Origin of the sequence: Sorangium sp. So ce362, assembly GCF_051519845.1 — a bacterium.
GTDB lineage: Bacteria > Myxococcota_A > Polyangia > Polyangiales > Polyangiaceae > Sorangium.
Genome location: NZ_CP150332.1, coordinates 6,399,430 through 6,426,234, shown reverse-complemented (window position 1 = coordinate 6,426,234; position 26,805 = coordinate 6,399,430). Strand labels below are relative to the sequence as shown.

Genomic DNA, 26,805 nt, shown 5'->3' with positions numbered 1-26,805 from the left:
GTCTACGCTTCGCGCCGCCGGTCACCCAGCGCCACGCAAGACTCGCTTCCGGCTGGTGGGCCAACCTTGCCGGGCGGGACTCTCACCCGCCGGGTTTCTTCGCGAAGTTTCAGCTGATCGCATCCTCCTCGCCCAGGCTTGGCCTGGCGCACGAGCGACGAACGGGTTGAAGCCGCCAGAAGAGAGCAGAATTTTGAACCGCCAAGGCGCCAGGGGCGCCAAGAAAAGAACATTGTCTTGGCGTCCCTGGCGCCTTGGCGGTTCATTTCTCGCTCGATCAACGTGATCGGTGTTCTAGGCGTTGCCCTGGACATCGCGCGTGGAGACCCAGGGGCCGCCCACGGTGGCTTCACGCATGATCCCGCTGGGGTGAGCGTCATCCACAGTCTGGACCTCAAGGCGCCGGCACACCTCCTTGAGCTGGAGCGGGAGCAGCTGCTCCCACCGGGCGCTGAGCGGGATGCGCGCGCGCCGGCCGCGCAGCCACGTCTCGTGCATATACGACAGGTTCCGGAAATAGCGGTCGCGCGGCGCGACGAGCGCCCCGACCAGCGAATAGAAGCGCACTATCCGGTGAGGGTAGATGGCCGACGTGAACACGTTCAACGCGGCTTCACCTGCCCTGTCGCGTCCGTATCCTGTGAACGCATGCGCGACGTCATGCAGCGCCGCGTTGCGCTTGTACAACCAGCGGCGGATCGGGTCCGGGGCGATCTCCTTGAAGCCGGGGGTCTGGTCCTGCACGTCGGCGAGGCCGTCGGCGGTGTAACCGTCCTCCTGCGTCAAGGCCAGGTAGGTCCGACCCAGGCTGCCTTCATCCATCGCCGCCAGCGCCTTCCGATCGGCGAGCAGCGTGATCAGATCAGGCTGCTCGGTGATCATGTCACGCGCGCCCGGCTCGGCGAGGAAATCCTGAAACATGCGCTCGAAATCGCCCCCGTCGAGGCAGAGCACCAGCTCGTAGGAGACCGAGGGATTGTACGGCGTCCTCTTCAGCTCCCTGGCCAGGCGCATCGCCTTGCGCCACTCCATGCCGCGCGGCGGCAGCGGGCGAGTCTCGGGAAGCTCGTCGTGAATTTCGCGCCTTCGATCTGTCGTTGATGCCATCGAGAATCTCCGTGCGTGAGAAGCCTTTCGGCCGTTGATCGTTCACGCCTCCAGCGCCCAGAGCCTGTGCGATGGGGGGTGCGCCGCAGCTCTGATTTCACATCGATCCAGGGCGCAGCGACATGCGGCCGGGGCGCCCTGGATCATTCATTTATGCGCTGGCAGCGGCGACTGCTATCGCATATCGCATGAATCTGCAGGGGTCAATCGAAATGCCATCTGGCATTGTTGTTGTGTCGTCCTGGCCAGGTGCCATTGCATGCGCGTGGCGTCCGGGGCCACGGAAGCGGCGCGCGCCCGTGGACGTCACGCGAGATCCTCCAGGAGGTGAGCGACGATCTGCTCCAGCGCCGGAGGATCCATGATCTCGACGTGCGCGCACGGCAGCGGCGCGACGAGCAGGTTCCCCCTGAGCCATTGGCGCCAGGGGGTGACGGAATCGTAGCCGGTCAGCGCGTCGAGCACAGGCAGGTCGAGCGGGTTCGCGCCGCCGAAGAAGCCGTTCTGGGCCTGGAAGAAGAGGACGTCCACCCCGTCGAGCGGCCGGGGCTCGTAGCTCTTCAGCGCGAGGTCCAGGTACTTGTACACGGCGATGCTCCCGCTCAGCTGCCTGTAGATCTGGTCGGGCGTGAGCGCGGTGCCGCTCCGCTCCTTGATCAGCCGTACGATGCGCGGGATCTGGTATTCGGGAGGCAGATCGACGAGATCGGCGGGCCTGATGGCGGCCTTGCCCGAGAGATTGAAACTGAGGAAGGAGTTGGCCATGAGCAGGTTGTGGAACGTCGGATCGCTGTTCTCCGGGGTCGACTCCATGATGCCGCCGACGGAGGGATACGTGTCGAGCAGGACCAGCCGGGAGACGGTCTCTCCTCTTTGCTGGAGCTGACGTGCCATCTCGAAGGCGATGATGCCGCCGGAGGACAGCCCCCCCAGGAAATAGGGCCCCCTGGAGCGCCATTGCTGCATGCACGCGATGTAATAGGCGGCGGTCTCCTCGATGCTGGTGAACGGCATCGCGCTGCCGTCCATGCCACGGGCCTGGAAGGCGAAGAGCGGGTAATCGCCGCCGAGGGCGGCGGACAGCTGGAAGAAGGGCTGCGCGAGCCCGGGCGCGCCGTGCACCCAGAACGAGGTCCGGCGCGCGCCGCTCGGGTTGATGCAGACGAGCTCGGTCGGATCAGGGCCCGGCGCGAGCGGCACCACGACGTCGCGCGACGCGGACCGAACGTCGAGCGAGAGGGCGCCGGACGCGCGCGGCTCCCCGGGCGCCCTCCGATCGGCGGGCGCGGGCAGCTGAGGCGCCGCGGAGGCGGGGGCGGTGTCGCTCGCGCGATGCCCGTTGGCGAGGGTCCGGTGGAGGTAAGCCGCGAGCCGGCTCAGGGTCGGATGGGTGTGCGCAGCGGTGAGCGTGACGCGGGGGCCGAACCGTCGTTGCACCGATCGCATGAAGGCGACCGAGAGGCGTGAGTCCATGCCGTAATCGCGGAACTCCCGATCTCGATCGACGTGCCTGGCGTCGAGCCCGAGCACGTCGCACAGCGTCGCCGCGACTTCCTGCTCGATGGATCCCGGCGTCTCCGCGTCGCGGTCCAGGGCCTGGGCGCGCTCGGCGGGCTCGGGGCTGCCCCGCAGCGCCGGGGGCTCGGCGCGCGGGGGCAGCGGCCATGGCTTCTCGGCGATCCAGTAACGCTCGCTCGCGAAGGGATAACCGGGCAGCGAGAGGGGCCTGGGCGCCCGCCCGCTGTAGAGGCGCCGCCAGTCGATGGCGGCGCCGCTCACCCAGAGCCGGGCCAGCTTGTCGAGCTTGCCGTCCTGGAGGAGGATCGAGAGGAACGCCTCGCCCTCACGGCCGTCGAGCATCGACGCGGGACCGGGGGAGGCGCTGCCCAGGTGGAGGTCCTCCGCGTCGCCGCGGCCTTCGGCGAGCTGCTTCAGCCGGGCCACGAGATCGCCGAGGCTCTGGGTCACCACGGCCAGGCGTTCGGTCATGGCCTCCCGCCCGACCTGCAGGGTGTACGCGATGGCAGGCAGGTCGCGATCGCTCAACGGACGCTCGCCATGGCTGCGCGGGCGCATCCGGCGCTCGATGTCGTGCGCCAGCGCGGCGGCGAGCGCGCCCAGCTGTTCCCGGGTCCGCGCAGAGACGGGCACGACGAACGCAGCAGGTTCGAGGCGCCCGTCGCCAGCGGCGTCCTGCGCGGGCTGCGCCGCGCGATCGGGATCCGCATACTCCTCCACGACGATATGAGTGCTCGTCCCGCCGGAGCCGAACGAGCTGAGCGCCGCGCGGCGCGGGACAGGGCGCCCTCCCTCCTCGCCGGGCGGCGCCGGCCACGGGCAGAGCTCCCGCTGGACGTAGAACGGGCTGTCGTCCAGGGCGATACCGGGGTTGAGCGGCTCGGCGTGGAGCGTGGGCGCCAGCGTCCGGTGCTGGAGCTGGCAGAGGACCTTGGTGAGCTGCGCGATCCCCGAGGCGGCCTCGGGGTGACCGATGTTGGACTTGACGGAGCCCACCGAGCAGAACCGCTTCCTGTCCGTGAACCTGCCGAACGCCTGCTGGAGGCCGGCGAGCTCGATGGCGTCGCCGACCGAGGAGCCGTTGGCCGCCACCTCGACGTAGCCGATGGTCTCGGGGTGAACGCCCGACCGCCGCAGGGCGGCCGCGATGAGGTTGGCCTGGGCGGCCGGGCTGGGGACCCCGTAACCCACGGTCCTGCCGGCGTGGTTCGTGAAGCTGCCCTTGATGACACCGTAGATGCGATCGTTGTCCGCGACGGCGCGAGCGAGGGGCTTGAGCACGACGGCGCCGACCGCCTCGCCGGGCACGTAGCCGTCCCCGTCGCCGAGGCTCTTGCTCAACGCGCCGCTGCTCAGGAGCCCCATGCGCTCGAGGGCGGCGTACTTGCCGGGATGCAGGTGGAGGTTGACGCCGCCGGCCAGCGCGAGGCAGCACTCGCCTCGGCGCAGGCTCTCGCAGGCCAGGTGGATCGCGGTGAGCGAGGACGCGCACGCGGCGTCGACGGCGAGGCTCGGCCCCCGTAGATCGAAGAAATAGGATACCCGGTTGGCGATCGACCAGAACGAGGAGGAGGCCTCGGCGGCCGGATCTCGCGCCAGCATCGGATAGTGCTGGTACATGCTGCCGACGAACACGCCCACGCCCGCGCCCTGCCGCTCCTGGTCGTCCGCGAGCCGCTGGCGGGTGTAGCCCGCGTCCTCGAAGGCGCCCCAGGCGGTCTGCAGGAACAGCCGCTCCTGGGGATCCATCGCCGCTGCCTCGCGCGGCGAGATGTTGAAGAAGAGGGGATCGAACCGGTCGATGTGGCTGAGAAAGCCGCCCCAGTGCCGGCGGGGCGCGGCGTCAGGGCCGCCCTGCGGGCCGGCAGCGGCAGACCCCCACCGGCCCTCGGGCACCTCGGTGATGCAGTCTCGCCCGTGCTGCAGGTTCTGCCAGAACGCGTCGATGGTGTCGGCGCCGGGATAGCGGCCGCTCAGGCCGACGATGGCGAACTCGGAGCTCGGCAGGACCGCGTCTGCGGCCCGCGGCGCGGGGGAACTCTGCGCGGGGAGCTCCGGGAGGCGCGTCGCGGGCGACGGCCGGGGCAGGCCGAGGTGCTCGAGGAGCGCGTCGCCGCGGCGGGCGATGAGGCCATCGGCGAGGGACGCGAGCGTGTTGTGCTCGTAAACGAGGGTCCTCGGCAGCTCTCCGAGCTGCGCCTCGAGCAGCTGGGTGAACCGGACGACGAGCATCGAGTTGAGGCCATAGCGGTCGAGGGGCACCTCGGGATCGAGGCGCTCGCGCGGGATCTCGGCGGCATCGGAGAAGCAGGTGCACACCAGGCGAAGGGCGGCCTTGCGGAGGGCGGGATCCGAGGAGGGCGCGCTCACGGCGGCGGGGGCCTCCTCGGCCGTGTGTCGCTGCGGCGCGGGCTCCGCAGTCGGGGGGCGGAACTCCGCGACCGAGCCCGCCGGATGCCGCCCGAGCCAGTGGGACGGGCGGGCGAAAGGATAGGTCGGGAGGGGCACCCGGCGGCGCGGACCCTGGCCATGCAGATCGCGAAAGGGGACGGGCGCTCCGTGCACCCATGCGCGCGCCAGGGCCGCGCGCGGCGTGTCGAGGGGCGGGGGCGCCCCGTCGCGGCTCGTGGCGCGGCCGCGGATGACGTGCTCGCCGTCCTGCGCTCCGCGCCCGGCGAGGTGGCCGCGCAAGCGGGCCTCGAGCTCGTCGAGATCCGTCGCGACGATGGCCAGGCGCTCGTCCATCGCGCGGCGGCCCACCAGCAGGGTGTACGCGACGTCCGCGGCCGCCGGCGGCGCGGCGCCGGCACGCCGAGGCCGGCTCCGCAGGTCGCGCAGGTGGTCTGCGAGAGCGCCGGCGTGGGTGTCGAGCTGCTCGGCCGTCTCCGCGGACAGGACGAAGACGCACGGGCCCGCGGGCCCGGCGTGGGCGCCGGCGCGACGGGGGCCGTACTCCTCCACGATGGCGTGCGCGGAGGAGCCGGTGGCGCCGAACGCGTTGAGCAGCGCTCGCCGCGGCGAGGGGGGCGCGCCGGCGACCCCGGCGGCGCCGGGCCAGGGCGTGAGCTCCTGGTTGATCCGGAAGGGCGTGCCGTTCAGCTGGATCAACGGGTTGCGCGGCTCGGAGTACAGCGACGGGGCGAGCTGGCCGTGCTCGATCTGCAGGAGGACCTTGATCAGCTGGGATATCCCGGAGGCAGACTCGAGGTGACCGATGTTGGGCTTGATCGAGCCGAGGGCGCAGGGCGGGCCGTCGGGGCTCCGCCCCTGAAACGCTTGCTGGAGCGCGCTGACCTCCGAGGCGTCCGCGATGCCGGAGCCGGTCGCGGCGCACTCGACGTAATCGATCTCCGCCGCGGCGAGCTCGGCGTCCGCGAGGGCGGCGCGGATGGATTCGGCCTGCGCGTGCGTGCTCGGCATGCCGTACCGGGCAGTCCTGCCGGCGTGGGCGACCGCGGTGCCTCTGAGGACGCCGTGGATGTGATCGCCGTGCTGCTCGGCGTCCCGCAGGCGCCGGAGCAGCACGGCGCCGACACCCTCGCCGGGCACCCAGCCGGTGCCGCCGGCGCCGAAGGCGCGGGTCCTCTCGTCACTCGAGGTGAGGTTGAGCGCGGAGAGCAGGTCGCGATGGGAAGGGTGGCCGAGGAGGTTGATGCCGCCGACCAGGGCCACGTCGCACTCGCCGCGCTGGAGGCTACGGCAGGCCAGGTGCAGCGCGGTCAGGGCCGAGGAGCAGGACGTGTCGACGGTCGCGCTCGGGCCCTGGAAGTCGAAGAGGTGAGAGATACGATTGCAGATCGACGAGTGGAGGGTCACCGCCTGCGCGCGCCCATCCCGCTGCCAGGCCTCCAGCCCCACGCTCTGGTAGTCGTTCCACATGACACCCACGAAGACCCCCACCCGGGGAGCCGAGCGCTTCACCTCCTCGGGGGTGTAGCCGGCGTTTTCCAGGCACTCCCAGACCACCTCGATGAAGAGGCGCTCCTGGGGATCCATGTGCCGCGCTTCGGCGGGTGAGATGTTGAAGAAGAGGCTGTCGAACGCGTCGATGCGGGGGAGGAAGCCGCCCCAGCCGGGGTCGCCTCCCTCGTCGGCGGCGCCGGCGCTCCAGCGCGCGGGGGGAGGCCGGGTGACGGCGCTCCTGCCCTCGCTGAGCAGCCGCCACAGGTCGTGGGGCGTGTCGGCGCCAGGATAGCGGCCCGCGAGGCCGATGACGGCGACATCGCGCGACCCGGAAGCGACCGTCGGCGCGGGGGAGCGCCGATCCGCCGGCGCGGCGGACAGCTCGGGCAAGCCAGGATCGCGGGCGCTCTGGCCGGGCTTCGCGCGGCCGTCCACGGGGTCGCGGGGGTGGTCGACGTGGCCGCCCAGCATGCAGAGGACGTAGCGGTGCCCGCTGCCGAGCTCGAAATCAGCGCTGATCGCGTCGAAATCGAGCCCTCCCATGGGGCACAGGCCCAGGCTCGTCCTGGTCTGATGGCTCATGAGCAGCTGGACCATGCACCCCACCTCGATCGCGGCGAAGGTGAAGCTGCTGTCGCCGTAAATGGGCTGCAGCGCGTCGGTCTGAGCGATGAAGAACAGGCCGAACCCGGCGCGATCGAAGTGCTCCCGGTTGTAATAGAAGTGGTGCGCGCGGCCGATGGAGAAGCGGGCGTTGATGAGCGCCAGCTGGTTGCGCTCCGGATGATAGTAATAGAGGCCTGGCTCGAGGCCCTCGACCGCACCCTCCTTGACGTGGACATAGGTCTGGACCGCGTAGGTGCCGCCGGCGGAGGGGTAGCAAAACTGGGTCCGCTGTCCGCTCGGATACCGCCTCAGGACGGCGAGCAAGCTCGAGAAGGCTGCGAACGGGATCGGCTTCGGCTGGTAATCGTGCCGGCTGGCGCGCTCGCGATAGACCTGCGGGTCCGCGGGCGCGTCGATCAGGTCCACGGTCGGGAGGCCCTCGAGATCGTGCCGCAGGTGGAGCTCTCGCTGCTTGAGGCGATCGCGATCTTCCTTGGAGAAGAAGTTGAGCGGGGTGCCTGCGTCCGTGCCGGTGGACGGCTGCGCTGCAGGAGCGCGAGGCGCGGCGGTCGTCACGGGGGCCGCGGCAGGTGCGGGGGCCGCGGCAGGTGCGGGAGCCGTGGTCGCCGGGGCTGAGGGCGCACGCACGCCGGCGGCCGTGCGCTCGACGACGTGGCGAACGACGGCGCCGAGGGTCGGCGTGGCGAGGACGATGCTGACCGGCAGCTCGACGCCGAAGCGTCCCTGGATGTGCTGCGACGCCTGGACGACGGTGAGCGACGTGGCCCCGAGCTCGAAGAGGTCGGCGTCGGCATCGACATGGGCCAGGCGGAGCGCTTCGCCGAAGAAGCGCTGGAGCTCGTCGCGGACCGCCGGCTCCGGGTCGACCGCCGGCACGGGAGGAGCGGCCTGGGCGGGCGGCTCCGGCGTGGCCGCGGCGGGCGGCTCCGGCGTGGCCGCGGCCGGCGGCGCCCCGGGCGTGGCCGGCGAGCGAGGCACGGGCCAGGGCAGCGCCTTGCGGTCGAGCTTGCCGTGGGCGGTCACGGGGAGCTCCGGGAGCGCGACGAGCTGATTGGGTACCATGTGCTCGGGGAGGCGGTCCTTGAGGTAGGCTCTGAGCGCTGTGGGGCCGGGGGAGGACCGGTCGCCGGCGACCACGTAGGCGACCAGCCTGGGGTCCTCGGTCTGGGCGTCCTGCACGACCACCACGGCGTCCTTCACGTCCTGGTGGCCGCACAGCACGGCCTCGATCTCGCCGAGCTCGATGCGGAACCCGCGCAGCTTGACCTGGGAGTCGAGCCGACCCAGGAACTCGATGTTGCCGTCTTCCAGGTAACGGGCCCTGTCGCCGGTCTTGTAGAGGCGATCGCCGGGCTCGAACGGGCTCGGGATGAATTTCTCCCGCGTGAGCTCAGGGCGGTTGAGGTAGCCACGGGCGAGGCAGACGCCGCCGATGTGGAGCTCGCCCTCGGCGCCCGCGGGCACGGGCCGCAGGTCATCGTCGAGGATATGAAGCGTGACATTGTCGATCGCGCGGCCGATCGGCACATTTCGATCGGGGCGGATCTCACATTGCCAGTAGGATACGTCCACCGCGGCCTCCGTCGGGCCGTACAGGTTGTGGAGCTTGGCCCTGGAGCGATGCAGGAAGGTCTCCATGAGCTCGTAGGGCAGGGCCTCGCCGCTCGTGAACACCTGGCGCAGGTGCGTGGGGAGCGCCGGGCTCCTGAGGAAGAAATTGAGCATGGAGGGCACGAAATGGCACGTGGTGACCCGCTGCTCCTCCATGACCCGGGCCAGGTAGGCCGTGTCCTTGTGGCCCCCAGGCCTCGCCATGACCAGCGTGGCGCCGGCGATCAGGGGAAGGAAGAACTCCCATACGGAGACGTCGAAGGTGTAGGGCGTCTTCTGCAGGACGCGATCCGTGGGCTGCAGCTGATAGCGGTCCTGCATCCAGATCAGGCGATTGCAGATCGCGCCATGGGAGATCATGCACCCTTTGGGTCTGCCGGTGGACCCGGAGGTGTAGATGACGTAGGCTAGGTCCTCCGGCCCGGCGGTCTGATCGAGAGCGTGCGCCGCCTCGCCGTCGACGAGAGAGCGCTGCGCGTCCAGGCACAGCTGGGCGCCGCGGAAGCGCGGGAGCCGGTGGCGCTCCTGGGTGAGGAGGACGGAGATGCCGGCGTCCTCGGCGATGAACTCGATACGATCGCGCGGGTAGGCGGGGTCGATGGGCACGTAAGCGCCCCCGGCCTTGAGGATGGCGAGCAGGCCGACCACCATCTCGAGCGAGCGCTCGGCGAGCACGCCCACCAGCCGATCCGGGCCCACGCCGTGCTTCTGGAGGTAGCGCGCCGTCTGGTTGGCCCGCCGGTTGAGCTCCCGGTACGTGAGCTGCTCGCCCTCGAAGACCACCGCCGGATGGTCGGGGCTCAGGCTCGCGCGCTCCTCGATCAGCCGGTGCAGGCTCGTGAGGTACCGGGTATCGCTGGACGAGCGCTGGCCGCCCCCCGGCGCCTTTCCGGGCGGCTGGGCGGCGGCGCGGCCCGGATCGAAGGAGGCCGCCCTGGGAGGCGGCGCGGCCGCGGGGCCATGCAGGAGCTCATCGAACCGAGGCCGATGCCAGGCGCCGCGGTCCTGCGCGAGCCGGCCGAGGATGCCGCAGTAGGCGTCGAACATGGATTCGATGAGCCCCTCGGGGAAGATGTCTTGCACCGAATCCCAGTGAAGCTGCAGCGAGTCGCCCACTTCCATGCTGATGTTGTCCAGGAAGACCTGGGGCGTCTGGGTGATCCGATACCCCAGGGCGACGCCGTCAGGGAGGAGGCCCTTGAGGGTGGGCCCGAGGCCGGTGAACACCACCGGGAAGGTGAGGAATTGCCGCTCGCGGGACTTCCTGGCGAGCTGTTGCAGTATCCGGGGGCCGCTGACCAGGCGGCGGGCGCGATCGTCGGCCAGGGTGCGTTCGATGTGCAGCAGGCGCTCGGCGAAGGTGTCGCCCCGGGGCGATGCGATCCAGCTGATCGCCGTGAAGTCGCCGACGAGCTCGGCGACGTCCGGGTGCACCGGCGGTCGATCCCAGCGAACGGCGACCACCGTGAAGGGCTGCCGGGCGGAGCGGCTGCCGAGTACCTCGATGTAGGCGCCAAGCAGCGCGGTTTCAGCCGACACACCGAGCGCCGCGGCCGTCTCCTGGAAGAGCGGCCACCGATGCAGGACGCCGTGCAGCTCGCGGCGCGCCAGGCGGCGATCTCTGTCCTCGGGCAGGCGCATGCCGAGCTCGGGGCCCCCGGGGAGGTCCGTGAGCCGGCGGCGCCAGTACTCCGCGTCGATCTTGTACGCTGGCGTGCGCTCGTATTCCTTGAGGGCGATCTGGTAGTCGCGGAAGGAGAGCGAAGGCGCGGAGCACCGCGCGTCAGGCTGCTGGTACAGAGCAAAGAACTGCTTGAAGACGGTGTGAATACTGACCGCGTCAGCGATGAGCAGGTCGATGCTGACATGCAGGACGGCCCTGGACGGCTCCGTGAGCGAGAGCCGCACGTCGAAGAAGGGCCACCCGTCCAGGGGGAAGACCTTCGCGACCATGGCCGCTCGCAGCTCGGCCAGGGCGGCGGAGCGGGCCTCGGGCGAATGGTCACGGTAATCGGCGATCTGGATGGAATACCGGGTCGCCTCGGCGCGGATGCTCTGCGTGCCGTCGCTGTGGATGACGGCGCGCAGCATCTCATGGGTATCGATCACGCGCTGCCACGCCCGTTCGAGCCCCGCGACGTCCGGGTCGCGGAGCTCGAAGTCCTGGTACATCTGGCAGCTCACGCCGCCGTTGGAGATGAGCGCGGTGCGACCCACGAAGTAGGCCTGTTGCAGATCGGACAGGGGAAACCTGCGGTGTCGTTCTTCCGGCCGAGCGATGATCTCGAAGCCGTCGCCCTTCGGCGCCGGTGAGGGCCGATCGGGGCCGCCCCGGAGCCGGGGGCGGAGATCGCGGAGCTCATCGCGCCACCGGGACGACGTCCAGAGCTGGTCCTCCGTCGCGAGCGCATGCAGGAGGCCCAGGTAATCGTCGAAGGCGGCGTCGATGAGCCCCGGCGCGAAGACGGCGTCCACGACGTCCCAGGTGAAATACAGGTCGCCGTCCTTCTCGGAGACCTGGTGATCCAGGTGGACCTGCGGGGTCTGGGTGATGGAGTGGGTGACCTGATCCATCCAGCTGCCGCCCTGCTGCCGTGCCTCCTTGCCCACGTTGTTGATGACGCTGGTGAACACGACTGGGCTCGTGAGGGTCAGATTGCGCCTGGCCTTGAGCGCGCGGAAGGCGCTGATGCTGTCGGCGCGGTCGTGGTCCATGTCGCGCCAGAGCTGCCGCTGGTTGCGCTGGGCCTTCTCCTGCATGGCGAGGTCGGGCAGGTGCTCGACGAGGAAGCGGTGCGTAGAGATGAGAGGAGCGACCAGACGCTCGATATCCGGGTGGATCGGCGGGCGATTGAAATAGGTGAGCGTGAGGGAGAACGGCCCGGACGGGCAGTGGAGGGCGAGGGCCTCGGAAAAAATGGTGAGGAGGAGGGTGGTAGGGGAGACGCCGAGCACCGTCGCCCGGTCCTTCAGCGCACCCCATGGATCCCGGGGCAGCAGGCCGTGGACGCGGCGCCGGGGGTGCCCGGCGCTGTCCTCGGGTGCTCGGGGGAGCTCGGCGCGAGGGAGCGCGGGGCCCGCGGGCATGCGGGCCAGCTTGTCGCACCAGTACGCGAGATCCGCCTGGTAGGCGGGCGCCTGCTCGAAGGCCCGGAGGGCCAGGACGTAGTCGCGGAAGGTGAGCTCGGAGGGAAGCAGGACCGCCTCGGGATCGTGGTAGAGGCGGTACCACTGGGCGAGCAGGAGGTTGAGGCTGGCGGCGTCCACGATCCACTCATCGATGCTGAGGTGGATAACGCTGCGGTCATCGCGGCAGCAGGTGATGCGGATCTCGTAGAGCGGCGACGACCCAGGCCCGTAGACCCGGTGGGACATGCCGGCGCGGACGGCTTGCAGGTGCGCAGCGAGCTCCGAGCCGGGCAGCTCGCGCAGGTCGTCGACCCGAAAGGGCCGGACCTCCGCGTGCTCTTGCACCCGCTGTGTGCCGTCGAGGAAGATGGCGGCCCGGAGCATGTCGTGATGACCGACGAGCCGGTGCCAGGCGCGCTCGAGCCGCAGCACATCGAGGCCCGCCTCCTCGATCTCCAGGTAGATGTGGCAGCCCACAGGATCTGACGCACTGTCGAGCTGCTTGGCGACCAGGAAGGACTCCTGAACTGGAGTCAGCGGGAAAGGGAGCCAGCGGTCACCTGGACGCGCCGTGATGACGGGGCGGAGCGGGGAAGCGTCGCGCGGACGGCCGCCGTCCTGCGCTCCGTCCGGCGCTCCGGCGGCCGCCAGGACCGAGGCGCGCTCCGCCCGCAAGCGCAGCAGGATCCGCCTCTTCTCTTCCGTGGACAGCGCGGCGAACTCGCTGCTGCTCACCGCTCTCTCGGTCGTCATGTGTCCTCTCGCAAGCTGGCATAGAGCCGGACGAGGTGTTCGTCGGCGACGCCGGTCAGGTCGTGATGAAAGGCCAGGAACTGGGTCCTGAGCTTCCCGTTCAAGGGAGGGGGCTCGTCTGAAGGCCAGAGCGCCCCGTCGGCGGGGACCTCGACGTGCTTCGCCGCTCCCCGCGGCGCGCGGGCTCCCCGCGCCGAGAGGTGCTCGGCGAGCTCGGCCACGTTGCGGGCTCCGCTCATGACCTCCATCGGGATGATCACGGCGAGCTCGTCTTCCAGGGTGACCTTGAGCTTCGCGGTCGTGATCGAGTCCAGTCCAAAGCGGCGCAACGACGCGTCGGCCGTCAGCTCGCCGCGGTAGAGCCCCAGCGCCGCCGCCACGCGATCGCAGAGATAGCTCTCCAGATCCGGGGCTCCAGCGATGGCCGGCGCTGCTCGCGCCTCCGAACGCCGGCGGGGCTCGGACGGGGACGCCGCAGGGGGCGCGGGCGTCTCCGAGGTGGGTGATGGATCGAGCCAGCAGCGCCGGCGGTCGAACGGGTAGGTCGGCAACGTGATGCGATGCGCGGCGCGGTGAGGATACAGGGCCTCCCAGTCGATCGTGGCGCCTCCGACCCACAGGCGCGCCGCCTCTTCGCGGCCGCGGACCGGTTCGGTGGGTGGACGGACGGCGCCGCCGGCCGGCGCCTCATCGAGGTCGACCCGGCCGCTGAACAGGCCAGGCGCGGGGGCGTCAGGATCGCGGACGTAGGCGCCCAGGGCCGCCAGCAGCGCGTCTCGCGTGGCGGCCACCACCGCGATGCGCTCCTCCATGGCCTCGCGGCCCACTTGCAGGGTGTAGGCCATGTCCTCGAGGGAGAGGACAGCCGCCTCGTCGATGAAGCGGAGGACCCGGGCCGCCAGGTCGTGCAAGCTCTTCCGGCTCTTCGCGGAGAACACGAAGACCTCCGGTGGACCGGCGGGCGAGTGCGCCTGCGCCTCCAGGCGCGGGGGCTGGCGGTGCTCTTCGACGAGCAGGGTGGCGTATCCGCCGCCGGCCCCGAAGGCGTTGATCAACGCGCGGCGCGGGACCTCCCGGCCGTCGATGACCGGTCGTCGCCACTCCTCGAGGCGGTCCTGGACGCGGAACGGCGTGCCGTCGAGCTGGAGGCGGGGATTGCGTGGCTCGCTGTTGATGGTCGGCGCCAGCTCGCCGTGCTGGAGCTGCAGCAGCACCTTGGTGAGCTGCGAGATGCCGGAGGCTGCCTCCAGGTGCCCGATGTTGGACTTGACGGTGCCGATCGCGCAGAAGCCCGTGTCGGCCGTGGAGCGCCGGAACGCTCTGGTCAGCGCGTTCACCTCGATCGGATCGCCGAGCGCCGAGCCGTTGGCGGCGGCCTCCACGTAGCTGATCGTACGCGGGTCGATACCTGCCCTCTCCAGCGCCTCGACGAACAGATCCGCCTGCGCCTTGAGGTTTGGCACCGTCATGCCCGTGCTGGTCCCACCGTGGCTGATGGCGCTCGACTTGATGACCCCGTAGATATGATCGCGGTCGCGAACGGCGCGATCGAGGGGCTTCAGCAGCACCGAGCCCACGCCTTCGCCGGGGACCATGCCGTCGCTGTCGCCGAAAGGACGGCTGAGATTGCTTCCGCTGAGGAACTGGAGCTCGCTGAGACCCACGTATTTCTGGGGGATGAGGGAGAGGTTGACACCCCCGGCGATGGCCATCTCGCAGTGACCGAGGTGCAGGCTCTCACAGGCGAGGTGGACGGCGGTGAGGGACGACGCGCAGGCGGTGTCCACCGTCAGGCAGGGCCCGTGGAGGTTGAGGAAGTACGCCACGTGGTTGGCGATGCTGGCGCCGCAGGTCGCGAGCAGATAGCCGCGTGTCGCCTCGTCTCCGGCGAGCATGGCGTAGTGGTTGTACATGGCGCCGGCGTACACGCCGACCTTGCCGCCGCCCGCCGAGAGGCTCCCGCGGGTGTAGCCAGCGTCCTCGATCGTCTCGTAGACGCTCTCCAGGAAGAGCCGCTGCATCGGATCCATGAGCCGGGCCCGGTTCGGAGGCAGGTTGAAGAACAGGGGATCGAACTGGTCCACTCCCTCGAGGAAGCCGCCCCATTTGCTGGCCGTCGTTCCGCTCCGCGCCTTCCGGGGGTCGAAGTACAGCTCCTTGTCCCAGCGGCCAGCGGGGATCTCCTCGATGCAGCTCTCGCCCGCCTTGATCCGCGACCAGAACGTGCGCAGGTCGTCGGCCTTGGGGTAGCGGCCGCCGACGCCGATGATGGCGATGTCGCCGCTCGAATCTCCGCCTTGCGACGGGCGCGCCGCGCTCGAGCGACGCGCGCCGGCGAGCCGGGAGCCGCCGCCCGGCGACGCCGGGGGCGAGGCGGCGGCGCTCGACGCCGGAGGCGAGGCGGGCGCGGCGTCCCTTGCTTCCTGGCTCAGCCGCGCGCGGAGCTCGGCCCCGTGATTCTGCTCCAGGTAACCCTCGATCTCGCGAACCGTGGTGTGCTCGAAGAGCATGAGAGGAGGCAGGCTCAACCCGAGGCGGCGACCCAGCTGGCCGGCGAACTTCGCCATGGACAGGGAGTCGAACCCGTATTCGGCGATGTTGATGTCCGGAGCGATGACGCCGCGCTTCTGGTGAAGCACGTCGACGATGGCGTCGATGATGACGTCGCGCAGCTCTGGCTGCGTCGAGGCCGTGGACGCGGCCTCGATCGGACGCGCCGGCTCCGGGGCTCGGCGGGCGGGCGTCGCGGCGTGCACCGGCGCCGCGGCCTCCGGCGCGCTCGCCGCGCGCGGCGGCGCCTCGACGCCGAGGGCCCGGGCCACCCGCGAAGGCTTGCCGTAGAACACGGTGATGGGGGAGCGCCGCGCATGGAGGATGCGCTCGAAGGTGGCCAGACCGGCGTCCGTCTCGAGGTAATCCAGGCCGCTGGTCTTCAGGTAGGTCTGCTCCGATTCGGCGCGGCCGCCCATGCCGCCGTCGCGCCACAGAGGCCAGTTCATGACGAGGGTGACGCCCTGCCGCCGGCCCTCGTGTCTCAGCCGCTCGCGGTAGGCGCCATAGGCCATCTGGAACCGGTTGCCGGTGGCATAGTCGCAGGCGCCGAAGTCGCCGAGCAGGGCGGACGTGGAGGAGAACAGCGCGAAGAAGTCGAGGGGCTCGCCGGCGGTGAGCCGGTCGAGGACGACGGTGCCCTCCACCTTGGGTCGCAGGTTGGCGTGAAACTCCGCCCAGGTCTTGTCGGTGACAGCCCGCTTGTCGGCCACGCCCGCGGCGTGGATGACCCCGTGCAGCGCGCCGAATCGCCTCTTCGCGAGGCGCACCGCGGCTGCCATGGCCCGCTCGTCCGCCGCGTCCGCCGGGTGGTAGATACCGTCCCCGCCTGCGGCGCGGAGCCGGGCCAGCTGCCGCTCCTTCGTGTCGTCGAGCGGGGAGCGGCCGGTGAGGAGGAGCTTCGCGCCGTGGCGCTGCGCCAGGTGGTGGGCGACGAGGTGCCCCAGACCGCCGCAGCCACCGGTGATGAGATAGACCCCCTCGCGGCGGAGCGCGGGAGAGCCGGCGTTCGCCTCGGGCGTCAGCTCCGTGGGTACGGCCAGGCGCACGAGGCGGTCGCGGCTGTCGTAGCAGACCTCCGCCGCGCTCCTGCCGACGCTCGCCGCCGACGCGGGGGTCGCGCCGCCGGCCGCGAGCTCGGCCCAGAGCTCCCGGGCGTGCGACGCGGGTTCTCGGTGGCTCCACTGGATCGTGCTCGCCCGGAGGCCGGGCATGACGAGGCCGAGAGATCGACAGAAGCCGGAGGCGGCCTCGAGCGCGAGGGGCGGTGTCTCCCCGTGAAAGGCGAGGAGCAGGCGCGCCCTCAGGTCAGGAGCGACCCGCCCGAGGGCACCGGCGAGGTGGAAGAGCTCCTCCAGCTCCTCGACGCGCTCCGGTTGCGCTCCGGGCTCCGTCGCTCCCGCGCCATCGAGCGAGGCGTCCCAGAGGCGAATGATCCCGTCGGGCAATCGGCCCTGCTCCTCGAGCTCCGCGAGCAAGGCGCGGTGGTCCTCGGCGCAATACGGGTCGATCGTGAGCCTCCCGGCACCGTCGCCGCTCTGCCGCGCGCCGGCGCGCCGGGGTCGACTCGATGCCTCGCTCCGCGCGCTCTGCTCCCCGCCTGTCGTGCTCGGTCGGACCCACACCAGGTCGGTGCCCTGGCCGCGGACCAGCCGTTCGAACGCGCGCGCCCGCGGGCCGTCCTCGGCCAGCAAGAGCACGCGAGCGATCGCCGCGCGCCCGGGCGCCTCCACGAGCGGGGCGGGCTGCCACCCCTCCGCGAAGAAGAGGAGGCTGTTCTTCTCCGAGGCGCCGTCGGCGCTGTCGAGCCGTCGACCCGTGAACCCTCTGACCTTCACGAGGGGCACGCCGCCCTCGTCGAGGAGGGTGATATCGAGGACGGCGTCGCTCCGGGCTCCTCGTGCGGCGGGTCGACGCAGCTGGAGATAGGCGTAACAACGGCTCGTCAGCGGGCGGAGCAGGATCACCTCGTCGAGGTGGAACGGCACCGGGGTTCCGCCCTCGCCCGCGGCCTCGCGGCGCATGTGCAGCACCCCTGAGTGAACGGCCGCGTCCAGGAGGAGCGGGTGCAACCCCGCGGGGAAGGCGCTGAAATAGGGCTCGGGCAGGGCGAGCAGGGCCAGGGCTTCCCGCTCGTTGTCATAGAAGGCCTCCACCGCCTGGAACGCTGGCCCGTACTCGAACCCTCGCTCGCGCAGGAAGCGGTAGTTGTCTTCCCTGGTTCGGTGCTCGGCGCAGCGCGCCTTGATGGCGGCGAGATCCATGGGCGGCTCGCTCGCCAGGGGCTCGGGATCGAGGTGGATACGGCCCTCGGCATGGACGACCGCCCCGTCCTCCGTGCAGACCCGGAACTCGCTGTCTGTGTCGGTCGGCTCCAGGTGGATTGTGGCCTCGACGGGCCCGCGAGCCACCTCGATCGGCCTCGACCAGGTGACGCTCGTGATCCGGCGCACCTGGCGCTCGGCCGCGAGCTCGCCGGCCGCGCGCGCCATCTCCAGGTAGGCGGTGCCGGGCAGCAACGCGCGGCCGCGGATCCGGTGGTCGGCGACGAACACCTCCGCGCCCGTGAAGGTCGTGGCGAATCTCTGCTCCCGGAAGGTCGACGTGTTGCGGCCGACGAGAGGATGCAGCGCGGTCCCCGCAGGAGCCGCCTCGGACGCAGCGCGGCCGTCCGGCCGGAGCTCCGCGGACCGGGAAAACCAGTACCGCTCCCGCGCGAAGGGGGTTGTCGGCAGGGCGATCCGGCGCGGCGCTTCGGTGCGGTAGAGGAGCGACCAGTCGACGTGGCACCCGGTGACCCAGAGCCGGCCGAGCGTGTCCAGGTCCCGCTCCTCGAGCAGGGCGCGCACGCGATCTGCCTCGATCTGGGCTCCCTGCCGGGAGCTGCCCGGTCCGGGCTTTCGGGTCGCCTGACCGGTGAAGGACGAAGACGCGTCCACGACGGCGTCGTCGCAATACCCGCCCAGGCGCTCGATGAGCTCGTCCACGCTGGCGGCGAGCAGCGCGAGGCGGTGCTGCCGGGGCTCGCGACCGACCTGCAGCGTATAGGCGAGATCCTTGAGGAGCACGTCGCGGCGACGTGTCTCGCGGCGCTGCGCCGCGTCCGGCGCCGCCCCGCCCCCGAGGTGCCGCGACAGCTCATCCAGGGTGGCCTGGCCGTTCAGCTGCTGGCGGCTCACCGGGACGCCGAAGCGACGCTCGATCTGCTCCGCCAGGAGCGCCAGGTCGAGCGCCTCGAGGCCGAGCTCGCTCAGCGCTGCGTCGGTGTCGATCTCGCCGGGGTCGATGCGCAGGTGGCGTGCGATGAGGTCCCGCAGCGCGATCCGCGGCGGCTCCACGTCGCGCAGGGCCGGCGCGGAGGCCGGAGGAGACGCGGGCTCTGCCCCGCCGTCTCCGTCCGTGGAGCTCAAGAAGCGGAGCAGTCGCTCGGCATAGGCGCGCAGCCGATCCTCGGTGTGCGCCGAGAGCACGATGAGCGCCGGCTCAGGCCTGCTGGCCTCCGCGACCGGCGCCGGGCCCTGGTACTCTTCCAGGATGACGTGGACGTTGGTCCCGCCTGCGCCGAACGAGCTGATGCCCGCGCGGCGCGGGTACACCACGGTCGCTCCACCCTCGCGCACGTCGGGGCGGCGCCACGCGTCGAGCGTGCGCTGCACATAGAAGGGCGTGCTCTCGAAATCGATGTTCGGGTTGAGGGAATCCGCGTGCAGGGACGGCACGAGCTGCCGGTGGTGCAGCTGGAGAGCGACCTTCGTGATCGCCGCGATCCCCGCCGCGCACTCCAGGTGACCGATGCTCGACTTCACCGAGCCCAGCGCGCAGAACTGCCTGTCGCTGGTGTGGCGCCTGTAGCTCTCGTCGAGCCCGCCGACCTCGATGGGGTCTCCCAGCGCGGTGCCGGTGCCGTGGGCCTCGACGTAGCTGACCGTGCGCCCGTCGACGCCGGCGCGCTCGAGGGCGCGGCCGATGACGTCGGCCTGCGCCCTGGGGTTCGGCACGGTGTACCCGCTGGTCTTGCCGCCATGATTGACGGCGCTGCCCTTGATCACCGCGTAGATGGTGTCGCGGTCGGCCAGGGCTCGCTTCAATGGCTTGAGCAGCACGGCGCCCACGCCCTCTCCGGGCACGTATCCCTTGCCGCCGGCGCCGAAGCTCCGGCAGCGGCCGTCCGGCGCGAGCATCTGGAGCTGGCACAGCCGGGTGTATTTGCTGGGGTGAAGGGAGAGGTTGACGCCGCCCGCGATGGCCATCGCGCACTCGCCGCGCCTGAGGCTCTCCACCGCGAGGTGCACCGCCAGCAGCGACGAGGAGCACGCCGTCGACACCGTGAGGCTCGGGCCGCTCAGGTTCATCGCGTACGAGACCCGGTTGGCGATCGATGCATGGTCCGAGCCGGCAGGCACGTGGTTCCCGAGCGCGGCCTGCTCCAGCCCGAGGAGGCCGTAATCGTCCCACATGACCCCGGCGAACACCCCTATCGCAGCGGCCTCCTCGTGCACGCGCGCGTACCCGCCGTGCTCCAGCGTGGCCCACGCGGTCTCCAGGAAGAGCCGCTCCTGCGGGTCCATCGTGGCCACCTGCTTCGGCGAGATATGGAAGAAGTGCGGATCGAACTTGTCGACGTCGTCGATGAACCCGCCCCACGTGCAGTAACTCTTCCCCTCGGTGCCCGGCTCGGGATCGAAGTACCGGCGGTGATCCCAGCGCTCCGCGGGGATCTCCTCGATGCAGTCGCGCCCCGCCTTGAGGTTGGCCCAGAACGCGTCCAGGTCGGGCGCCTTGGGGTACCGGCCGCTCATGCCGATGATGGCGATGTCGTCGTCCGCGGGGGGCGCGCCGGGCCGCGCGGCGGCTGCGCTGTCGGGCTGGCTGTCCACGCCGGCGCGCGTGTCCTCGTCCGGTGACGCGCTGACGGGCGGGCGCGGGTCCAGCGCGGGGAGCGAGGCCGGCGCCCCTTCGCGCGGCGCGGGCGCGCCGACGTTCGAGGGAGCAGGCGCCTTCGCCGCCCGGTCGAGGCCGAGCACCCGGCGCATCTCGGCGCCCCGCACCTTGACGAGGTGGTCGGCGAGCGCACGGACGGTCCGGAGCTCGAAGAAGGTGGTGCGCGGCAGCGGCGCCATGTCCCGATCGAGGCGCGCGTGGAGCTCCACGATCATGATCGAGTCGATGCCGTAGTCTTCCAGGTTGGCTTGCGCGTCGATCCGGTCGGCGGCCATCGTGAAGACGGCGGAGAAGTGGCCCTTGAGGTATTCCTCGACGGCCTCCGCGAGGCGCTGCTCCTCGAGGGCAGGCTCGCCGGCGATGCCGGCGGCGGGCGGCGCGACCGCGGCCGCGCGCGGGTTCCTCCGCTCGATCACCCGCCGCATCCGCTCGGGGCTCCCGTGGGCCACGAGGAGCTGCGGCGCGTCCGCCCTCAGGGCCCGGACGAAGAGGTCCAGCCCGAGCGCCGGATCGAGCGCGCGCATGCCTGCCACGTCGGCGTAAAGCGCGCTCTGTCCTGCGGGCAGGCTCATGCCCTCGCCTGCCCAGAGAGGCCAGTTCATCGCCAGGGTCTTGCCATGACGCTGGCCTTGCGCGCGCTGCGCTTCGCGGCGCGCGGCGAAGCGGTCCATGAACGCGTTCGCGTAAGCGTAGCAGCCTGCGCCGAAGTCACCCATGACCGCGGCGAGGGAGGAGAAGAGCGCGAAGAGCTCGAGGCTGGTGAGGTGACGGGTGGCGGCGTCCAGGTTCAAGGTACCCTGGACCTTGGGCCCCAGGACCCTGGCGAAGGAGGCGGCGTCGGCCTGGGCGATGGGCGGCGCCTCGCCCGTGCCGGCGGCGTGGAAGATGCCGTGAAGCCCGCCGAAGCGCCGCTGCGCGGTCTGCACCAGCGCCCGCGCGGCCTCCGCGTCGCTCACGTCCGCTTGAACGTAGATGGCCTCACCGCCCAGGCCGCGGAGCTCGCGGATCAGGGCGTCCTTGGCGGCGTCGCTCGGGGACCGGCCGCTGAGGACGAGCCGCGCACCGTGACGCCCGGCGAGGTGGCGCGCGAAGAGCGAGCCGAGGTGGCCGCAGCCGCCGGTGATCAGGTACACGCCACCGGTCCTCAGCGGCGCGGCGTCCTCGATCTGCGGCGGCCCGTCCTCGAGAGGCCGCAGCGCGCGCGTCCACCGGGCGGTCGCGGAGGTATAACGGATCTCGCTCCCAGGGCCGATGTCGCGGGCGGCGAGCTCGCTCGACAGGATGCCCACGAGCTCCTGGGCGTGGAGCCGCGTCGGATCCGCCTGCAGGGTGATCAGCTCGATATGCGGTGTTGCCGGGGCGAGCGCGGCGGCGAAGCCGGCCAGCGCCTCGTCGTGCGGATCGGCGATGCCGTCGCGGTGGCCAGAGGCAAACAGGCAGCGGACGCGCTGCGTTTCGCCCGGCGCGGCGAGGCTCTGGACGAGGTAGAGCAGAGAGTGGAGCCCCTCGGCGAGGGCGTTCTCGGCGCTGGCGGGATAGCGCCAGAGGTGAACGACCCCGAGGCTCCCGCCGGACCATCGGCCGTCGCGCGAGAGCGCCTCGAGAGCACGCTTGTAGTGGCTCGGATCTGCCGGATCCAGCCGGTAGCCCGTCGGATCGAGCTCACTGAACTTCGTGCCCGGGACCAGCCTGCGCGTGGGGCGCACCCGGCTCAGCGCGTCGACCAGGCGCGACGTCAGCTCGTCCTCCCGGCCGAGGACCAGGATCCGCTCGGGCAGCTCCCCCGCCATGGCGGCTGCGTGCCCGGTGGGGAGGGGCGTCGCCTCCCAGACCGGCTGGTACCAGAGGGTGTGGGCGGGCGCCGCGCGAGCCGCCTGGGCTGCTCGGGGCGCGGGCTGGCCGAGCGCGCCGCGCGCCACGATGCGCACGCTGTAATCGACGATCTCGACCAGGAGAGCGCCGCCCGGGTCGAACACGTCGATCCGGAACTTCAGGACCCGCTCCCCGCCAGCCCGGGAGTCCTGGGTGAGGACCGCGTGCGCGTAGCACGACGGCGCGGTGAGGGGCCGCCGGATCACGAGCCGGCCGAGGGTGAAGGGAAGGCGCAGGAGCGCGGGCTCGAGCTCGTGATCGAACCCGAGGTGCGCGATCGCCTGCAGGGCGCCGTCCAGGAGAGAAGGGTTCAGCCCGTCATCGTCTCCGCCCGCGGCGGCGGCGTCGGGCAACCGCAGCAGGGCGACCGCCTCCCGGTCCCCGCAGTGCAGCGCTTCCACGGGCCGGAACGCAGGGCCATACTGAATCCCCAGCCCCTCGAAGAAGCGATAGAGCTCATCGGCCGCGATCTGCCGCGAGCAGCGGCCCAGCAGGGCTTCGATCGACGCCGCAGGGCGGGCGTCCCCGGGCGGATCCGTGGCGAGGTACCCGTACCCGTGAATCACGGGCGGGCCCTCGGCTTGCGAGTAGATGCGGTAGACGACGGAGTGACGCTCCGAGGCGAGGCTGATGCGCAGCGTGACGGTGTCGCCCGCCGCGATGACGGGCCTCGCCCACACGGCGTCGTGGATGCCGGAGACCGGCGCGCGTCCCGCGCGGCGGCCGGCGGCGCGGGCCATCTCCAGGTACACCACCGCGGGCAGCACGGGCTGGCCGGCGACCACGTGATCCCGCAGCACGGGGTCAGCGCTGGTGAAGGTCTTCTCGAACGCCAGCTCCTCCAGGGTGGATACGTTGGTGTCCAGGTACGGGTGGAGCGCCTTCGCGGCGCCGACGACCGCAGGTCGCTCCGCGACCACGGGTATCCAGTAGCGGTCTCGAGCGAACGGGTACGTGGGCAGGGGCAGCGGGTAGGGCGGCGGAGTGGGATAGAGGCGGCGCCAGTCGACCGCGTATCCTGCGACCCACCGCCGCGCGATCGTGGTGAGGTCGTGGCGCGCCACGGCCTCCTCGAGCGCGGTCAGGTCGGCCTCCCCGAGCTCGGGCAGCTCGTAGGGCTTGACCGTCCCGTGAACGACGCGCGACGGCTCCTCGCCCGGGCGACCCTCGGCGTAGGCCATCAGGTCCGCGATCAGCTGCCGGTGATCGGCGGCGAGGATGGCCAGCCGCGACTCCAGGGCCTCACGCCCGGTCTGAAGGGTGTACGCGACGCGCTCGAGGTCGCGGCGCTCGGCAGCAGCCTCATCGGGCTCGGCCCGGCTCAGGAAGGCGGCGACCTTTCCGGCGTAGGCGCGCAGGCGCTCCTCGCTCATGGCCGAGAGCACCACGAGCACCTCGTCCCGGCCCGGCCGCGCGCGCGGCGGGTTCTCCCACTCTTCCAGGACGACGTGCGCGTTGGCCCCGCCGGCACCGAAGGAGCTGACGCCGGCCCGCCGCGGGATCTCCTTCTCGCCGTCTGGCCCCGCCAGGCGCGGCCGCTCCCATGCGCTGAGCTCCTGGGGCACCCAGAAAGGCGAGCTCGCGAAATCGATGCTCGGGTTCAGCTGCTGCGAGTGCAGCGACGGCGCGATCTGCCTGTGTTTCAGCTGCAGGAGCGCCTTGATCACGCCCACGACCCCGGCCGCGCCCTCGAGGTGGCCGATGTTGGACTTCGCCGATCCAAGGGCGCAGAACTGCCTGTCCTTGGTGTCCTGGCGGTAGCTCTTGGTCAGGCCCGCGACCTCGATCGGGTCGCCCAGCTCGGTCCCTGTCCCGTGGGCCTCCACGTAGCTGATCGTGCGCGCGTCGACGCCGCCCTGGCGCAGCGCCTCCGAGATGACCTCGGCCTGGGCGTTCGGGTTCGGCACCGTGTAGCCGTTGGTCTTGCCGTCGTGATTCACGGCGGTGCCCCTGATGACGGCGTGGATGTGGTCGCCGTCCTCGATGGCCCGACGCAGCGGCTTGAGGAGGAGCGCGCCCGCGCCCTCGCCGGGCACGTACCCCGCGCCCCCCGCGCCGAAGCTGCGGCACTTGCCCTCGGCGGACAGCGCCTTGAGGTTGCTCATCTGAAGGTACTTGGCAGGGTGCAATGAGAGGCTCACGCCGCCGGCGATGGCGTAGTGGCACTCGCCTCGCCTGAGGCTCTCGCAGGCGAGGTGGATGGCGACGAGCGAGGACGAGCACGCCGTATCGAAGGCGATGCTGGGGCCGTGCAGGTTGAGCGCGTAGGAGACGCGGTTGGCGATCGAGGAGTAGTCGGCGCTCGCGATCACGGGATTGCCCTTGTGGAGCTCGTCCTGCCCGTGCTTGCCGTAGTCGCCCCACATGACGCCCGCGAAGACGCCCACCCGGTTGCGGCGGCCTGCGCCCGGGGGCGCTTCTCTCCCGCGCACCAGCCGATCGACGGTGTACCCCGCGTGCTCGAGGGTCTCCCAGGCCACCTTCAGGAAGAGCCGCTCCTGAGGGTCCATGCTGTGCGCGGCGCGGGGAGAGAGGCGGAAGAAGAGCGGATCGAAGCGATCCACATCGCTGACGAAGCCACCCCATTTGCAGTAGCTCTTCCCGGGCGTCCCCGGGGCATCATCGTGGTAGCTGCGCCAGTCCCAGCGCTCGCGCGGGATCTCGGTGATGCAATCGACGCCGGCTCTGAGGGCTTCCCAGAACGCGTCGAGATCGTCGGCCTTCGGGAAGCGGCCGCCGTACCCGATGACCGCGATGCCGAGATCCTCCGGCCCGAGCGCCGCGGGCGCGGCCAGCGCGGGCTCCGGCCCAGCGTCGAGCACGATCTCTGGCGCGCCCTCCTCGGCCGGACGGTGCTCCTCCTCGGAAGGGGCCGCGATCGGGGACGAGGCCGGGGGCGCGCCGAGCAGCTGCTGGAGCCGCGCCTCGTGCTCGTCGACGAAGAAGGCGGCCAGCTCGGCCAGGCTCTTGTACTCGAAGAAGAGGGTGCGCGGCAGCGAGTCGAAATCCATGTCGAGGAGCGAGTTCAGCTCCATGATCATGAGGGAGTTGATGCCGTAGACCTCCAGGTCCTTGTCCGCGTGGATCTTGTCGACGGGGATCTTGGTGGCCTGGGCGAGCATCCTGCGCAGGTAATCCCGCGTGAGGGCCACGAGCTGCTCGCGCCGCAGCGCAGCCCGGGGGGCCGGCCGGGCGGGGTCGCCCTGGCCCGACGAGGGCCTCGAGCTCGCGGCGGCGCCCCGGCGGTCCGGGCCCGGCGCCGCGCCGGACGCGCGCGGCGGCGCGGGGACCTGAGCGTCGGGCCGCCGGGGCTCGTCGCGGGGCGCAGACGCCGCCCGCGGCTCGCGCACCTGCAGGATGCGGTCGATCTTCTTGCGGTCACCGCTCATCACCAGGAGCTGAGGGCGCCCGGCCCGGAGGGCGTCCTCGAAGGCCGCGAGTCCCTGGGCGGCTCCCAGCGCGCCCATGCCGGAGAACTCGAAATAGAGGGCCTTGTCCTGCTCCTCTAGCCTCATGCCCCCGTCCTGCCAGAGGGGCCAGTTGACCGACAGCGTCTGCCCGGCGCGCAGGCCGCTGCGTCGCATGCGCTCGCGGGCTTCGGCGAATCGATCGAGGAAGAAGTTCGCCGCGGAGTAGCTGCCGGCGCCGAAGTCGCCGACCAGCGCCGAGACCGACGAGAACAGGACGAAGACGTCGAGCTTCCGGTCGCGTGTCTCCAGATCGAGGTGGAGGGTGCCGTGGACCTTGGGACGCAGGACCCTGTCGAAATCCGCGAAGGTGGCCCTGGCGAGCGGGGTGCGATCCGCGATGCCCGCGCAGTGGAAGATGCCGTCGAGGCCGCCGAACTCCGCGTCGACGGCGGCGAGCAGGCGCCGGGTCTCCGCCGCGTCGCCCACGTCCGCGCGCACGTACGCCGCGCGACCGCCGAGCGACGAGAGCTCCTCGAGCATGGCGCGCTTCTCGTCATCGAGCGGAGCGCGGCCGCTCAGGACCAGGCGGGCGCGGTAACTCCTCGCCAGGTAGCGAGCGAACAGCATGCCCAGGCCGCCGCATCCGCCGGTCACCAGGTACACGCCGTCCGCGCGCAGCGGCAAGCTGGAGGTCGGCTCCGGCTCGTGCGGAGCGGGCTCGAGCCGCTGAATCTCGTGGCTGTACCGGTTCCCGTCCTGGTAGCGCACCTCGCCGCCGTTGCGATGGTGAGGGGAGGTCAGCTCGTCGACGAGCCGGCGCGCGGCGGTGGCCGCGTCGCAGCGATCGATCTGCACCGTCGCCAGCTCGAAGCGGTGATCGACCGTCGTGAGGGCCCTGGCGAGGCCGTTCACGGCCTCGTGGTGAGGCCGCGGGCCGGCCTCGTCGGCGGTGAACGCGAACACGCAGCGGGTGGCGCCGGACGGGTTCACGGCCAGCTTGGCCTGGACCAGCGCGAGCATCGCGTACAGGCCCCGCCCGAGCTCTTCATCGAGCCTCTCGCGCAGGGTCGCGAGCGCGTCGGCCGCCCCGGCCGCCCCCGCGCTGCCGCCCACGCAGTTGCCCGCGTGCAGGACGTGCGTCGGCAGGGCATGGCGCTGCTCCAGCGCCGAGAACAGCCGCCGGTAGTCCTCCGGGCGACCCGGGTCGATGCCGTAGGTGTGCGGATCGATCGACGTGAAGCGCTCCGCGGTCCGGACGAAGAGCGACCTGTGCGCCCCGGAGAGCCGAGCCTTCAGCTGCTCGTCGAGCCCGCCGAACGCCGCTCCTTCAGGCTGGAAGACGAGGATGGTGTCTGTAGGACGAAGATGGCTGGACATGGAATAT

Annotated in this window: 3 protein-coding genes; all 3 read right to left on the bottom strand. The window is 71.4% G+C overall.

The window, feature by feature from the left end:
* Positions 1–294: 294 nt before the first annotated feature.
* The gene (locus WMF17_RS24370) at positions 295–1,032 is read right to left on the bottom strand and encodes a Coq4 family protein (protein WP_437643506.1); all 738 of its coding nucleotides are present in this window, start codon (positions 1,030–1,032) and stop codon (positions 295–297) included.
* 381 nt (positions 1,033–1,413) lie between these two features.
* Positions 1,414–12,648, bottom strand: a complete 11,235-nt coding sequence (locus WMF17_RS24365) for an amino acid adenylation domain-containing protein (protein WP_437643504.1) — start codon at positions 12,646–12,648, stop codon at positions 1,414–1,416.
* Positions 12,645–26,798 carry an SDR family NAD(P)-dependent oxidoreductase gene (locus WMF17_RS24360; protein WP_437643502.1) on the bottom strand — a complete coding sequence of 4,718 codons (14,154 nt, stop codon included), beginning with the start codon at positions 26,796–26,798 and terminating at the stop codon, positions 12,645–12,647. The genes WMF17_RS24365 and WMF17_RS24360 overlap by 4 nt, the downstream gene beginning before the upstream one ends.
* Between the last annotated feature and the right edge of the window lie 7 nt (positions 26,799–26,805).

Bases quoted from the DNA above. Each gene is read 5' to 3' on its own strand.
- WMF17_RS24370 (WP_437643506.1), bottom strand. From the start codon at position 1,032: ATGGAGTGGCGCAAGGCGATGCGCCTGGCCAGGGAGCTGAAGAGGACG.
- WMF17_RS24365 (WP_437643504.1), bottom strand. From the start codon at position 12,648: ATGACGACCGAGAGAGCGGTGAGCAGCAGCGAGTTCGCCGCGCTGTCC.
- WMF17_RS24360 (WP_437643502.1), bottom strand. From the start codon at position 26,798: ATGTCCAGCCATCTTCGTCCTACAGACACCATCCTCGTCTTCCAGCCT.